Origin of the sequence: Halobacterium litoreum (genome assembly GCF_021233415.1) — an archaeon.
GTDB lineage: Archaea > Halobacteriota > Halobacteria > Halobacteriales > Halobacteriaceae > Halobacterium > Halobacterium litoreum.
This window is the reverse complement of the sequence record NZ_CP089466.1, coordinates 294,297-307,740: the sequence shown is the minus strand read 5'-3', so window position 1 is coordinate 307,740 and position 13,444 is coordinate 294,297. Positions and strand designations below refer to the sequence as shown.

The 13,444-nt window shown below is 66.0% G+C and carries 8 protein-coding genes; 2 read left to right on the top strand and 6 right to left on the bottom strand.

Annotated features, from left to right (window positions below; genetic code table 11):
* Positions 1-8 precede the first annotated feature (8 nt).
* Positions 9-917, top strand: a complete 909-nt coding sequence (locus LT972_RS01655) for an alkaline phosphatase family protein (protein ID WP_232571457.1) — start codon at positions 9-11, stop codon at positions 915-917.
* A complete protein-coding gene (locus tag LT972_RS01650; RefSeq protein WP_232571456.1) occupies positions 914-2,158 on the top strand; it encodes a sulfatase-like hydrolase/transferase in 1,245 nt (414 codons plus the stop codon). The genes LT972_RS01655 and LT972_RS01650 overlap by 4 nt, the downstream gene beginning before the upstream one ends.
* Here LT972_RS01650 and LT972_RS01645 read toward each other — a convergent pair.
* The 6 genes from LT972_RS01645 to LT972_RS01620 all read right to left on the bottom strand — a co-directional run bounded on the left by LT972_RS01645 (position 2,155) and on the right by LT972_RS01620 (position 13,323).
* Positions 2,155-2,577, bottom strand: coding sequence for a CBS domain-containing protein (locus LT972_RS01645; RefSeq protein ID WP_232571455.1), 423 nt, complete (start codon positions 2,575-2,577; stop codon positions 2,155-2,157). The two genes, LT972_RS01650 and LT972_RS01645, sit on opposite strands and share 4 nt — an antisense overlap.
* Positions 2,578-2,657: 80 nt before the next feature.
* On the bottom strand, positions 2,658-4,376 hold the full coding sequence (locus tag LT972_RS01640; RefSeq protein ID WP_232571454.1) for a S8 family serine peptidase: 1,719 nt from the start codon (positions 4,374-4,376) through the stop codon (positions 2,658-2,660).
* Between the two features lie 145 nt (positions 4,377-4,521).
* Positions 4,522-5,388, bottom strand: coding sequence for a carboxypeptidase-like regulatory domain-containing protein (locus LT972_RS01635; RefSeq protein WP_232571453.1), 867 nt, complete (start codon positions 5,386-5,388; stop codon positions 4,522-4,524).
* A 40-nt stretch (positions 5,389-5,428) separates the two neighbouring features.
* Positions 5,429-12,454, bottom strand: a complete 7,026-nt coding sequence (locus tag LT972_RS01630) for a beta strand repeat-containing protein (RefSeq protein ID WP_269780537.1) — start codon at positions 12,452-12,454, stop codon at positions 5,429-5,431.
* A gap of 200 nt (positions 12,455-12,654) precedes the next feature.
* Complete coding sequence (locus LT972_RS01625; RefSeq protein WP_232571451.1) at positions 12,655-12,948, bottom strand: ArsR family transcriptional regulator; 294 nt, start codon at positions 12,946-12,948, stop codon at positions 12,655-12,657.
* Positions 12,949-13,047: 99 nt separating this feature from the next.
* Positions 13,048-13,323, bottom strand: a complete 276-nt coding sequence (locus LT972_RS01620; protein ID WP_232571450.1) for a hypothetical protein — start codon at positions 13,321-13,323, stop codon at positions 13,048-13,050.
* Positions 13,324-13,444 lie beyond the last annotated feature (121 nt).

Genomic DNA, 13,444 nt, shown 5'->3' with positions numbered 1-13,444 from the left:
GACGCGTGATGTCCGACCTCGCGGCGGCCGTCCGCAGTCTCCGGTACGCCGGATTGGACGCGGTCCGCGAGTTCGTCTCCCGCACCTACTACGCGGTGGGTTCGCGGACGGACCCTGACCCGGTGCTGGACGCCGACTGGGACCTCCTCGTCGTGCTCGACGCGTGTCGCGCCGACGTGTTCGCGGACGTCGTCGGCGACGGCGACTACTCCTTCGACGTCGGCGACACCGCCACGTCGCCCGCGAGCACGTCCACGGAGTGGCTCGAATCCGTCTTCGGGGCGGCGACCGACGACGAACTCGCGGACGTCGCGTACGTCACCGGGAACCCCTACACCACTCGGACCATCGACACCGACCGGTTCGGGTACGTAGACGAGGTCTGGAAGCACGCGTGGGACGACGACACCGGCACGATTCCGCCCCGTCCGCTGACCGACGCCGCGATTCGCGCGGGCCGCGAGGCCGACACCGAGCGCCTCGTCGTCCACTACATGCAGCCGCACTTCCCGACCGTGTTCGGGGACGACGACGGCATCGCGCTCGACGACTGGGGCGACCAGCCGATGTCCGTCTGGGAGGAACTCCGGTTCGGCAAGCGCAGTGAGGCCGACGTGTGGGCGGACTACGAGCGCAACCTCGAAGCCGTCCTCGAAGACGTGGAACTACTCCTCTCGAACGTCGACGCCGACACCGCCGTGCTCACGGCCGACCACGGCAACGCGTTCGGCGAGCACCACATCTACGGCCACCCCGGCGGCGTCGACATCCCCGCGCTCCGCGAGGTGCCGTGGTGCGTGACCTCGGCGACCGACGAACAGACCCGCGACCCCGGCGACGGCGCGGCGCCCGCGACCGACGAGACCGACGCGGACGTCGTGGACGAGCGACTGGAGAGTCTCGGCTACAAGACATGACCGACACGCCGAATCTACTCGTCGTCTGCGTGGACTGCCTGCGCGACGACTTCGTGCGAAGCGACCGCACCGACACCCCGTTCCTCGACGGCCTCCGGGAGCGCGGCATGGACTGCTCGAACCTCTACTCGACGACGACCACCACCACGCCCGCGATGGCGAGCCTGCTCACGGGCACCTACAACGAGCGCAACGGCGTGCAGTCCCTGCGCCACGGCACGCTCTCGCCGGACGTCGACCCACTCGCCGAAGTGCTCGGCGACGCGGGCTACCACACCGAAGCGATGGTGACGGGGCCGCTCCTCCCGGAAACGGGTCTCGACCGCGGCTTCGACGAGTACGACCACCGGGCCGAGAACGCCGATATGTTCGGCGACTGGCGCTCCGAAGGGCTCAGCAGGGTCGAGAGTCTGCCCGAACCGTTCGCCGCGTTCGTCCACCTCTGGGAGATTCACGAGGACGTCCGCGTCCCCAGCGAGTTCGACAGCCCTGAGTACGGCGAGACCCCGTACGGCCGCGCGCTCTCCGCGCTCGACCGCGAAATCGAGGCGCTCGTCGACGCCGCGCCCGACGACACCGTCGTCGCGTTCCTCGGCGACCACGGCGAGAGCGTCACCTTCCGGAACAGCCCCGTCCGCCTCCTCCTGAAGTCCGCCCGCGACGCCCTCCGGTACTACGGCGGCGTCGACACCCGCAACTGGGCCGGCAAACTCAACCGCCGGTGGGCCGACCGCGGCCCCGACATCGCCGACCACTACCTCGAGAACGGCCACGGCGAGAACGTCTACGACTTCACCACGAACGTCCCGTTCGTCCTCGCCGGCCCCGGCATCGAATCCGCGCGCGTCGACGCCCAACTCCGACAGGTCGACGTGTTCCCCACCCTCTTAGACGCGCTCGGCGTCGACGCCCGCCCCGAGAACGACGTGGACGGCGACCCGATTCGTCCCGGCGTCGCCGACCGCCCCGCCTACATGCGCGCCTGCGGCGCCTCCCTCCACGGCGACAAGAACTGGGCGCGCGCCATCCGATACGACGGCGCGAAGTACGTCGAATACCCCGACCGCGACTGGGATTCCGAACTCTACGACCTCGAAGCCGACCCCCGCGAACTCCAGCGCATCGAGGACAGCGCGCTCGAAGCGAAACTCCAGCGGCTCATGCCCGAACGCGGCCGCCCCCTCGACGAAGTCGAACAGCTCGACATCGACGACCACCTCGAAGACCTCGGCTACCTCTAGGACAGCCAGTCCTCCCGCTCCTGCACGTACCGCTTGGCCGCCGAATCCAGTGACTCCCCCACCCCCACCAGGTCCGACGCCGTCAAGATTCCCACGAGGTCGATGCCGTCGGCCACCGGCAGGCGCTTCACGCCCGCCTCGCTCATCTCGCGGGCCGCCTTCCGCAGCGACGCGTCCGGCCGCACCGTCACCAGCGGCCCTGACGCCGCCGCGTACACCGGAATCTCGCCGAACGCCCGGTCGTACTCCCTGCCCGCCGCCACGAAATCCCGCTCCGTGAGGATGCCCGCCGGATTCCCGTCACGCGTCACGACGACGCTCCCGATATCCTCCTCGCAGATTCGGTCCGCCGCCTTCCGCAGCGACGCGTCCGCCGGCACCGTCACCACCGGCGACGTCATCGCGTCCGCAACTCGCATGCGACGTCGTAGGGAGCCCCGTGACTTGTGCGTTCTCCAAGAGCAGAGAGAAAGAAGTAGAACGACGGCGTCGCGTTACGTCACTCGACCTGCCGGACGAGCGCCTGCACGTCGTACATGTCGAACGTACCGTCGCCGTTGAAGTCGAACGCGGCCGTGTCGGCGGGCACGACGTTCCGGAGTGCCATCTGGTAGAGGAGTTCCACGTCGTCCATGTCGACGACGCCGTCGCCGTTCACGTCCTCGTACTTGCCGTCTCCGTCCGGGTCAGCCGGATAGTACGTCTCCCCCATCACGTCGACGCCGCCCTCGATGGCGTCGGGGATGCCCGTCGAGACGGCGGCGACCGTGTCGAGGTGGCCGGAACCGCGGTAGGTCTTCGACGAGTAGGGGTCTTCGAGTTCGAAGTCGCCGAACAGCGTGTCGTTCGTCGACTCGAAGTAGCCGATGCCGGGGATGCCAGCCGCCTCGAAGATGTCCGGTGGCGCCTCATCGATTGTTCGTGCCGTCGATTCGAGCGTCTGCTTGAGTTGCGTGGGCGTCGCGTCGGGGTTCTCCGCCGCGAGGAGCGCGGCGACGCCGGTGACGTTCGGCGCGGCCATGCTCGTGCCGTGGAGCGTGCCGTAGGCGCCGTACTCGCCGTCGCCGATGCGGGCGAAGCCGCCGGGGTTCTCGGGCGGCATCGTGCTGAGGACGCCGTCGAAGTCGGTGAACAGGACGTTCCCGCCGGGCGAACTCAGGTCGACGCTCTCCGGGCCGTAGCTCGTGTAGTACGCTGGCGCCGTGGTCGGCGCTACGCTCCCGAAGTCCGGAATCGTACTCGGCACCGTCGCCGGGCCGGTCGCGCTAATCGAGAGGTAGCCGGGCTGGCTCCCCTTTCCGGTGTTCGTGGAGAGTTCCGGTGTGGCGTCGATGTTCACGTCGGCGTTCCCCGCGGACTCCACGAGGAGCGTGCCGTTGTCGCGGGCGTACTTCCCGACGCGCGTGTACGCCTCGGCGTTCAGGTGGGACTCGACGCTCGGACCGTACGGCGACCCCGGACCGAAGCTCATGTTCACCACGTCACAGCCGTCGTCGACGGCGGACCGGATCGCGTTCAGGAACGACGAACTGGATTTGAACGGGAACACCTTCTTGTCGACGAGTTCCGCCTCGGGCGCCATCCCGACGACGTACGGGCCGCCGTCTGCCGCGCTGTCCCCCGTCGCCGCCGCGATGCCGGCGACGTGCGTCCCGTGGTAGCCTCCCTCCGGCACGCCCGTCGAGGGCGCCGCCGAGTAGTTCTCGGAGAGGTCCTCCCGGAGGTTCCCCGAGAGGTCAGGGTGGTCGGGGTCGATGCCGCCGTCCACGATGCCGATGCGGGCGCCCTCTCCGGTGATGCCCTGCTCGTGGAGTTCCGCGACGCCCTGTGCCTTCTTGTCCCACTGAAGCGGATGTGGCCCGGGGATATCGGCGTCGCCCGCGTCTACGTCCTGTGCGGCGAGGTCGGTGGCGTCCCCGTTCTCGGTCGCGGGCGCCTCTTCCGGGCGGCCCGGCGGCGCGACCTCGTACTCGATTTCCGCGGCGTAGTCGAGGCCAGCGAGCGCGCTCTCGCTCCCTCGTACGGACGCGAATCCGAGTTCGGGCGCTTCCTCCACGATTTCGACGTCCTCACGCCACGCGTCCGAGTTCGCCGAGCGCGTGTCTACCAGATACTGGTCTTCGACTGTACCGTTCGCGACGACAGAGTGCGTGCCGACTGCGAGTCCCCCCGCGGCAGCCGCCGCCGTCTTGATGAAGTTTCGACGAGTCTGCTCCATGCGATACGGTATATACCGTCGGTATACAAATAATTAATCCTGTCCTAACCACTCCAGCACCGTCGATTGTCCGCGGTACGACCTGCGCGTCGCCGCGGCTACTCGCGCGATAAAAGAAGGAGAATTCGTCGGAGTGGTTCGCGTGCTATTCGGTGCGGAGTGCCAACAGTGCGGCAGCCAGCAGCGCGACGAGTGCGACACCGACGCCGAAGCCGGGCACGCCGCCGCCCGAACCGTCGTCGGCGCTGTCACCGGACGGGTTCTCGTCGCCGTCCTCGGACGTGGTCGCGTCGTCGGTCGTGTCGTCGACCGTCGACTGCGTGCCGTCCGTCGTCGTCGTGTCGTCCGACGTGGTGGGCGCGTCCGTCGTCTGCTCGGTGGACTGGGTGGTCGGCTGAGCGGTCGTGGTCGGCGTCTGCGTGGTCGTGTCTTCCTGACCACCAGCACCGCCACCGCCGCCACCGCCACCAGCGCCACCGCCGCCGCCGGCGTTGTTCTGACCGTCGTCGGAACCGTCGTCACTACCAGACCCACCGGTGTCACCGTCACCACCGCCGCCAGTGTTACCGTCACTGCCGCCGGTGTCGCCGTCACCACCGCTTCCGGAGTCGCCGTCGTCACCGCCGGTGTCGCCGCCACCGCCAGCCGAGCCGAGACTGAAGTTCGCCTCGGTCGACCCGGCGGACTCCCACTCGAACGTCGTCGAGCGGTCACCCACGGTGACAGTCACGGTTCGCTCCTCGGTCTGATCGACGTCCTCCTCGGAGACGCGCACGTCGTAGTACCCGTCCGAGTCGGTCGTGTCGGTAGCGACGACGTCGCCGTCGTAGACGACCTCGACGACCGCCCCGTCGACAGCGTCGCCGTTCGCGTCCTCGACCGTCCCGAAGAATCGGTGCGGTGGCGAGGGCGGCGTCGACGACGCAGCCGCCGCGGCCGCGGGGCCGGCGACGAACAGCGTCGCGACTACCGCGACGACGACCAACTTCCGCCAGTTCGTAGTTCGTGTCATGTTGTTGAATTACCCCCAAAGATGGCGAGAGTTGGTGTGGTTAGACCGCGACCGTGTGGCCAGACGACTCGGTGTACACCTCGTCGTCCTGCACGAACAGCCAGTAGGCCTCGCCGCGCTCCATCGTCTCGAAGTCTCCCGCGCCGTAGGACTCGTACGCGATGCCGTCTGCGGACTCGTCCTGCGAGAGCACGCTGTAGACGGAGTCGTTGCCCAGCGACGACAGCGCCGTCGTCACCGACTGGTCGTACTCCTGGAACTGACCGACGAGGTTCCACCCTTCGGTCAGTTCCTGCTGGTTCGGTGCGGGCGCCGCGGCACCGGCCTCGGCGCCAGCGACGTTGTACACGTTCACTTCGAGGGTTGCGGCTTCGTCCATCACGAAGACGTACCCTTCACCGCCCTCGAGCGCGGAGAAGTCGTTCTCCTTCGCGTCGGGGTCGTACGCCTCCCACTCGTTCGACGCTGCGTCGTACGCGTAGATGGCGTCGACCTCGGACGTGTCGAGTTCGTCGAGGTCGAGTTCGCCGCTCGCTGCGGGCACGGACACGAAGTTCTGGCCCTTCGAGAGGTCGAGCGTGTCGGTGTGGACCACCGTGTCGCCGCCCTCCTCGCCGGCCGTCCCGGCGAGGTCCGTGTAACTGTCACCGTCGATGGTCACGTCGGGGTACGCACCCGTCTGGACCTTGCCCTCGACGACGACCGTCACCGAGCCGAGCGGACCGGCCGGCTGGACTGCCACGACCTCTCCGTCGAACCCTTCGATGGAGACGTCGCTCGGCAGGATTTCGCTCGCGTCGATCGGTTCGTTGAACAGCACGCGAACGCGCGTGGTGTCCCGCGTGTCGTCAAGTTGCGCTTCGCTGGTGACGTCCGTGATGACCGCGTCGGTCGGGTGCGGCGCTTCCGCGTCGACCATACCCTCGGCGGACATCATCATCGAGTCGACCGTACCGGACGCCACGTAGACGCCGTCCTCGTCGACCGAGACCGTCGCCTCGTAGACGCCGGCCTCGACCTTCTCGAAGTCGGACGCCTTCAGCGTCTTCGTGTACCGCTCGTTCAGCTCGAAGCCTTCGAGCGAACCGAGCTCGCGGTACTTCTTCTCGACCGTAATCGGCGAGTCGATGGCCGTGGACACGTTGTTCGGCGACACCACAGTCACCGTGACCGAGTCCTCGGTCGTCGACACGCTGACGTCCGAAGTGATACCGATACTGCTGCTGTGTGCAGCGACCGGGTGACCGACCGAGTCGAACACGCTGTCCGCCTCGATGCCGACGGTGTCCTCGGCCATGTCGCTCGGCGTGAGCGACCCGTTCAGCGTGAGGACGACCGTCTGCGGGCCGGTCTGGGTCACCGACTCGATGCCGGACGCGCCGGCATCGTTCGCGTCGGTGTACGCGAAGTCAGAGGCGTTCAGCGCCCCCTCTTCGCCCGCGTCCACGTTCTCGGAGAACGTGATGGTCACGTTCTCGTCGCCGCGGTCCGCGGTGACGCTCATGACGCTCGGCGCGTCCACGTCAGTCAGCTTCTGCTGGGACGCGACCGGGTTGCCGGCCACGTCAGTGACGCCGGCGGCCGTAATCTGGGCGACACTGCTGTCGTTGATTGCGGCCGCGGGCACCGACTCGTTCAGCACCACCAGCACGGTGGCGTCGGACGAGCCGTCGTCCACGACGTCGATGACTTCGTGGCTCGAACTCGTGATGCCGAGCGCGGACGCGGAGACGCCAGTGACGTCCTCGGAGAACGTCACCGTAACCGTGTTCGTCCCCGCGTTCGTCGTCGCGGATTCGATGGTCGGCGCGTCGGTGTCCTTCGTGACCGTGCGCGAGGCCGAGGCCTCGTTACCGGCCGCGTCGGTCACCGTCACGTCGACAGTGACGCTACCGTCTTCGAGCGCGCTAGCGTTGACGGTGAGGGTCGCCTCGCCCGTGACTGCCGTCGCGCTGTCGGAGACGGACGTGCCGTTCGACCCGGTGACGGTCACCGAGACGTCGGTCACTTCCGACCCCGTGTCGACGGTCACGTCGTAGCTGTCGGCGTTGTTCGCGTTGATTGCGCCCGCGTCGACCGAGCCGACCGTCGGCTGGGTCGAGTCGGACAGCGCGACCGCGTCGGTGCCGACGACGCGCGCGTTGTCGCCGTCGGTGTCCACGATCTGCCCACCGCGGGCGTTCACGTGGTCGCTGCCGAGGTCACCGCTCGTGACCTCGGCGTCGAGCTCGAGCGTCACCGTGTCGCCGTCGTGGACGGCGACGGACTCAATGGCGCTCGCTCCCGCGCCGTTCACGTTCTGGTACGCGAAGTCGGCGCGCGTGATGTTCGCGTCATCGTCGCCGGGGACGACGGCCTCGGTGAACTGCACCGTGACCGTGTCGCTGCCGGCGTTCGCTTCGACGGATTCGATGCTCGGCTTCTCGGCGTTCACGTCGAGCGTGCTCGACGCCTGCGCCGCGTCGCTCTGCATCTCGTCGGCGTCCGTCGCGGTCACGAAGACCGTGTAGTCGTCGTTGTCCGCAATCTCGCCGCCGAGGTCGACGGAGAGTTTGCGGTCGTCGACGACGCCGTGGTCGACGGACTTCTCGTAGGTCGTGTACGACGCGTTCGCGAGGTCACCGGACGTGAAGTTCCCGGCGTCCTCGCTGTCGACAACCCACACCGTGACGCTCGTCGCGTTCGGTGCCGGGTCGTAGTCGTACGTGACGTTCAGCGTCGAGTCGGACGCGATGTCCGACGTGTCGCTCGCGATGGACACGTCACTGACCGTCGGCGCCTCGTCGTTCACCACGACGACGGCGTCCTCGGTCTGGACGGTGTCCTCGTTACTGTCTGCGTCGGTGACCGTAATCTCGACGTGGTAAGCACCGTCTTCGAGGGTGCCCTTGTTACCCAAGTCGAGCGTGACGGTCTTGTTCACGCCCGCGACGTACTGCGTGTCGTCAACCGTGAAGGTGTACGACGTGCCGTCGTTGTCGGTGAGCGTGATTTCGGTCGTCTCCGCGTTGTCCGGGACGTTCTCGACGTAGCCGTACGTCACGTCGAGGAGGTCGTCGGACTTCACGGTGGTCTGCTGGGTCGGCTGGACAATCTGGAGGTCGGACGGCTTCGTGCCGTCGGTGACCGCCGTGCTGTCCGTGAGGGAGTTGCCGAAGCGGTCGTACACGTCGCTGACCGCGATTTCGGCGCTGCCGATTTCTCCGGAGGTGACGGACGCGTCGAGGGTGACGACGACCGTGTCGTCGGCCGTCTGGCTCACACTCGTCACGTTCGCGCTACCGGAGTAACTGAAGTTCGCGGCGGTGAGGTCGCTACCGTTCGCGGCCTGCACCTGCTCGTCGAAGGTCACGGTGACCGTCGACGCGTCGTCGCCGACCGTCGCGTCCGTCAGCACGGGCGCGGTGGTCTCCGCGAACGTGTCGCTCGTCGCGGACACGTTCTTGTTCGGCGATTCGGTGTTCTCCAGCACGTCGGGCTGGATGCTGACGATGTCGGAGCCGACGTCGCCGGCTTCGACAGCACCGTTCAGCGTGACCGTGACTTGGGTGTCGCCGTCACCGACGCCACTGACTGCGGTCACGTAGTTGTCGACGTTGCCGTTCTCGTTGATGTAGGCGAAGTCGTCGGCAGTGATGCCGGCGGCCGTCGCCTGCACCGGACGGTCGAACGTGAGCACGAGTTCGTCGCTCGTCGCGCTCACGTCACCGTCGACTTCGATGCTGTCGAGGGTCGGCGCGACCGTCTCGTTGTCGACGAAGGTCGTCGTCCCCGTGTCGACAGCGTCGGTGTTCGAGGCGGTCCCGTAGGACGCCTCGACGTCGACGCCGACGTTGCCGGAGAGCGACGCCGTCCGCTTGAGCACGCGGTCACCGTCGTCGAGCGACGGGCCGACGTCACTGATGTCGACCGTCACGCTCTCGGTGATGGTCGCGTTCGCGGTCGCGTTCTCACCGGAGAAGTCGACAGCGACTTCCTCGGTGTACGTGAGGTACTTGCCCTCACTCGCGTCGTAGTAGTCCACGACGACGGTCGCGTTGGGTGCGGTGACGTCGACGTTCTCGAGGGAGTTCTGCGGGTCCTCGATGGCGCCCGCGTCAGTGACCTCGGGCACGGAGACGTTGTAGGTCGCTTCGACCGTCACGTTCTCCGGGTCCTCGCCGATGGACGCCGTCGCGGTCGGCGTGGTGCCCTGGAAGGACGGCGTGCCGTCCGACGGCGACTCGGCGTTGATCGCGACCGGCGCGTTCGTCGTGTTGTCGACGAGCTTGTTGCCGGCGAGGTCGGTCACCGTCACGGAGACGTTGTACCGACCGTCGGCCAGCGAACCGGTGTCGAAGGAGTCGACGAGGTCGAGCTCGAAGCTCTTGATGACGCCGTCGTCCGTGTACTGGGACTCGTCGACTGTGACGTTCGCGACTGCGCCGCTCTCGTTCGTGAGCGACACGGTCACGGTGTCGACGTTGTCCTCGGTGTAGCCGTAGGAAACGACGAGTTCGTCTTCACCCTCGACCGTCGGGTCGTACTCGGTCGCCTCGCTCGGCGCGACGAGGCTGAAGTTCGCCGGCGCCGTGTCGTCGAGGAACAGCGCGTCCGTCTGCGTCGCGGTCGTGGACTTGCCCGTGGAGTCGTCGACCGTCACGGACAGGTCGTAGACCGTCTGCGTGTCGAACGTGGTGTTCGTCGCGGACAGGTTCGGCTCGATGGCCGACGCATCCGAGGCGTTCTCGGACGTGTTCAGCAGGAGGTCGACCTCGTTCGAACCGTCGCTCAGCGACGCGTTGTACTGGATGGTCTTGTTGCCATCCGAAAGCACGAGCGTCGCGTTGTCGGCTGCGAGGTTCTGCTCGGTGACGTCGACGGTCACGTCGAGTACGCCACCGCTCTGGCGAGCCGTCGTCTCGGACGGGCTCTGAATGGTGACCTGCGGTGCCGTGTTGTCGACGTTGATGTCGGCCGTCGTCGCGTTGTCGCTGTTGCCGACGTTGTCCGTGTCGACGGCGCGCACGGTCAGGTGCGCGGTGTCGTCGATGGAGTTCGTGTCGAACTGCTCGTTGACCTCGGAGTAGTTCGAGCCGCCGGCGGTCGTGTTGATCAGGTACGTCGTCTCGCCCCCGTCGTCCTCCGAGATGTCGAAGAACGTCGAGAGGTCGAGTTCACCGCTGACGATTTCGCCCTCGGGCGCTTCCGAGTTGTTCACGGTGACACTCGGGGCGAGCGTGTCGACGGTGAGGTCGCTCTGGTTCCACGTCTCGACAGCGTTCCCGCTGCTGTCGTCGCCATCGGAGACGTTGACGTAGACCGAGACGTCCTCGTCGTTATCTGCAATCTGACTGACAGTCGTCGCGGACAGGTTCGCGTCGCCGTCGTCAGCGCTCGCGGGCGACGCCGTGATGTCGCCTTGACTGAGACCGACGAGCGTGACCGACGGGTCAGTGCCCATCTTCTCGCTGAACGAGACGTTGACTTCGACGTCGGCAGGCACGTCGGACTCGTTCAGTTCAGTGACGTTCAGCGTCACGTCGGTGACGACGGGCTTCGCGCCGTCACTGACCGGCTTGAACGTACCAGTCGTCGGACCGGGGTTACCCGCGGTGTCCTCAATGGAGTTCGAGAACAGCGAGAGTTCGTCCGTCGCCGCCGTGTTCCCGAGTCCGGAGACTTCGAGCGAGACCGTCGCGTCGTTCGCTTCGCCACCGTTGAGGTCTTCGACGGTAGCGGACTTGAGGTTGAAGTCGTCGTTCTCGATTGCGGTGAGAACGGTGCTGTCGTCGACAGCGTCACTGAACGTGACGTTGATCGTCTCGACGGTTCCGTCGTCGTTCAGGTCGGCCGTCTCAGCGGAATTGATGCTGATGTCCTCTTGCGTGTCGATGGTCAGCGCCTGCTGGCTGTACGCTTCCTGAGTGTTGCCGTTCTCGCCGCTGAATCCAGTGACGCTCAGGTTCGCTTCGACGTCGTCGTTGTTGTCGTTGATCGTGACCGTTCCGCTGAACGTGTCGTTGTCGACGGAGCCAGTCACGTCGAGCGGACTGGTGGCCAGACCGCTGTCGACAATCTGGACGGTACCAGCGGTGACGTTCTCGCTGAACGTGACGTTGACCTCGACCGTGGCGGGTGCGTCCGCGTCGTTGACGAGCGTCTTGTTCAGGTTCTTGTCCGTCACGGCAGGGTTCGCGTTGTCAGTCGCAGTGACCTGCTCCTCAGCCGCCGGGCCAGCGTTGCCGGCGACGTCGGTGACGCTACCTGCGGAGAGGTTGACGTTCGGCGTCGCCGCCGTGTCGCCGACATCGCTCACCGTCAGGTGGACTGTGCTGTTGTCGGACGGGCTCGTGTCGACGCTGTCGACGCTACCGTCACTCAGCGAGAAGTCCGAAGCCTCGACGGACGAGTCCTGTACGTCCTCGCTGAACATGACGGTAATCGTGTCGACGGAGCCGTCGTTGTCGTTGTCAGCCGTCGACGCGCTGCTGAGACCCGGCTCGACGGTGTCGAGCGTCTCGGCGACACCGTCAGTCACGTAGGCGGTCTGGCCGGAGTTCGGTCCCTCCGTCCAGTTCGCCTTCGTGGCCAGTTCCAGCGTGTTGCCGTCTTCCGTGGCGTCCGGGGCAATCGTCACTTCGACTTGGAGCGTCGTACTCCCGTTGTCCGGGATAGTGACGTTCGTGATGTCGAAAGTCTGTCCGGTACTCAGCGCTCCGGACGGGGCGGCCGACGCGAGCTCGTTGCCGCTCGCGTCGAGAATCCGCACCTCGGAGACGTTCGACGCGGAGACGGTGGTGCCACCTGCATTGGACACGTTGACCTTGGTCACGTTGACCGGGTTCGTGTCACCGGTTCCGTCGTCCGCGTCGGTGTCGTTCACTTCTATTGTCTGTACGACTGCCGTCTCACCGGCCGCGAGCGTCCCCGCATCTGTCCCCAGATCGGAGAACTCCTCGGGTCCGGCGTTTGAGGCGGCTGCAGCACTCCCGGCGAACGCGATGGAGCCCACCATGACGGAGAGCACCATCAGCGCCGCGAGTAGTACCGCGCGCGCCTGTTCAGTCTTCGAAGTCCGTGTCATGTTGTGGTTGAGTCACAGCGAATGCCGGACAGCAATCCCCGCCAGTCCCCCGACGTGTCATCGCTACCCACCATTCGCATGTACTGTCGGTATATAGCAAAAGAGGTTAAAATAGTTTCGGAGAGAATAGGTTGGGCGTTAAGCAGGAACTACCGGGTGGGAGAAGCGAGCCGCGGCGGACGGACCCGAGATGAGAAGCGTTACTCGCCGTTCAGTTCGTCGTCGACGAACTGGTCGAAGTCGTCGACGTCGCCGTCCTCGTAGACGCTGCGGTGTTCGAGGACGACCTGTCCTTTCTCGGTGATCGCGTAGAGCCCGCTGTTCGGCGCGGGGCCGACGCGCTCGACGAGCGAGTAGTCGGCGAGCACGGGGAGGCGCGTGTTGATGTACGCGCGGTTCTTATCGATGATGTGAGAGATGTTGACGGCGTTGTTTCGTTTGCCGTCGGAAAGCGCGTCTAATATCTCGAAGTCCGTCGGAACGGCGAGTTTCATCGTGCCAAGACTCGCGCCTCGCGGACATATATTCCGGGGTTCCTATCCGGTTTCGAACTATTCGTAGATACTGTTAGCGAGTACTAACAGTATTAAGGGTTATTCGGGACCGTCTATCGCTTCTCTGGCCAGTTCGAGTTCTGCGACGAGTCGCTCGTGTCGCCGAATCATGTCGTCTATTTGTTGTTTGAGTTGGTCGGACCGGTCGTCGGCGTCCGGTCGCGTCGCGTGGAAGACCAGGTCCTCGAGTGTGCGCGTACACGCGTCGTTGACTTCGAGCAGCGACTTCGCGACGATCCACTGTCGGTTCTCGAACTGCGGGCCGTTCACGTCGAGTACCCCCCTCGACTGTTGAACTGTGTTTCTGTCCCCCATTATTGGAGCGCATGTAGGCATAGTTGATAAGCCACTTGAAAGTAACGCTAAACAATAATGTACCGGCTAAGTACAATTCAGGCGGGGCGTAAATATACCCTCGATTCGCGGGACACCGAGG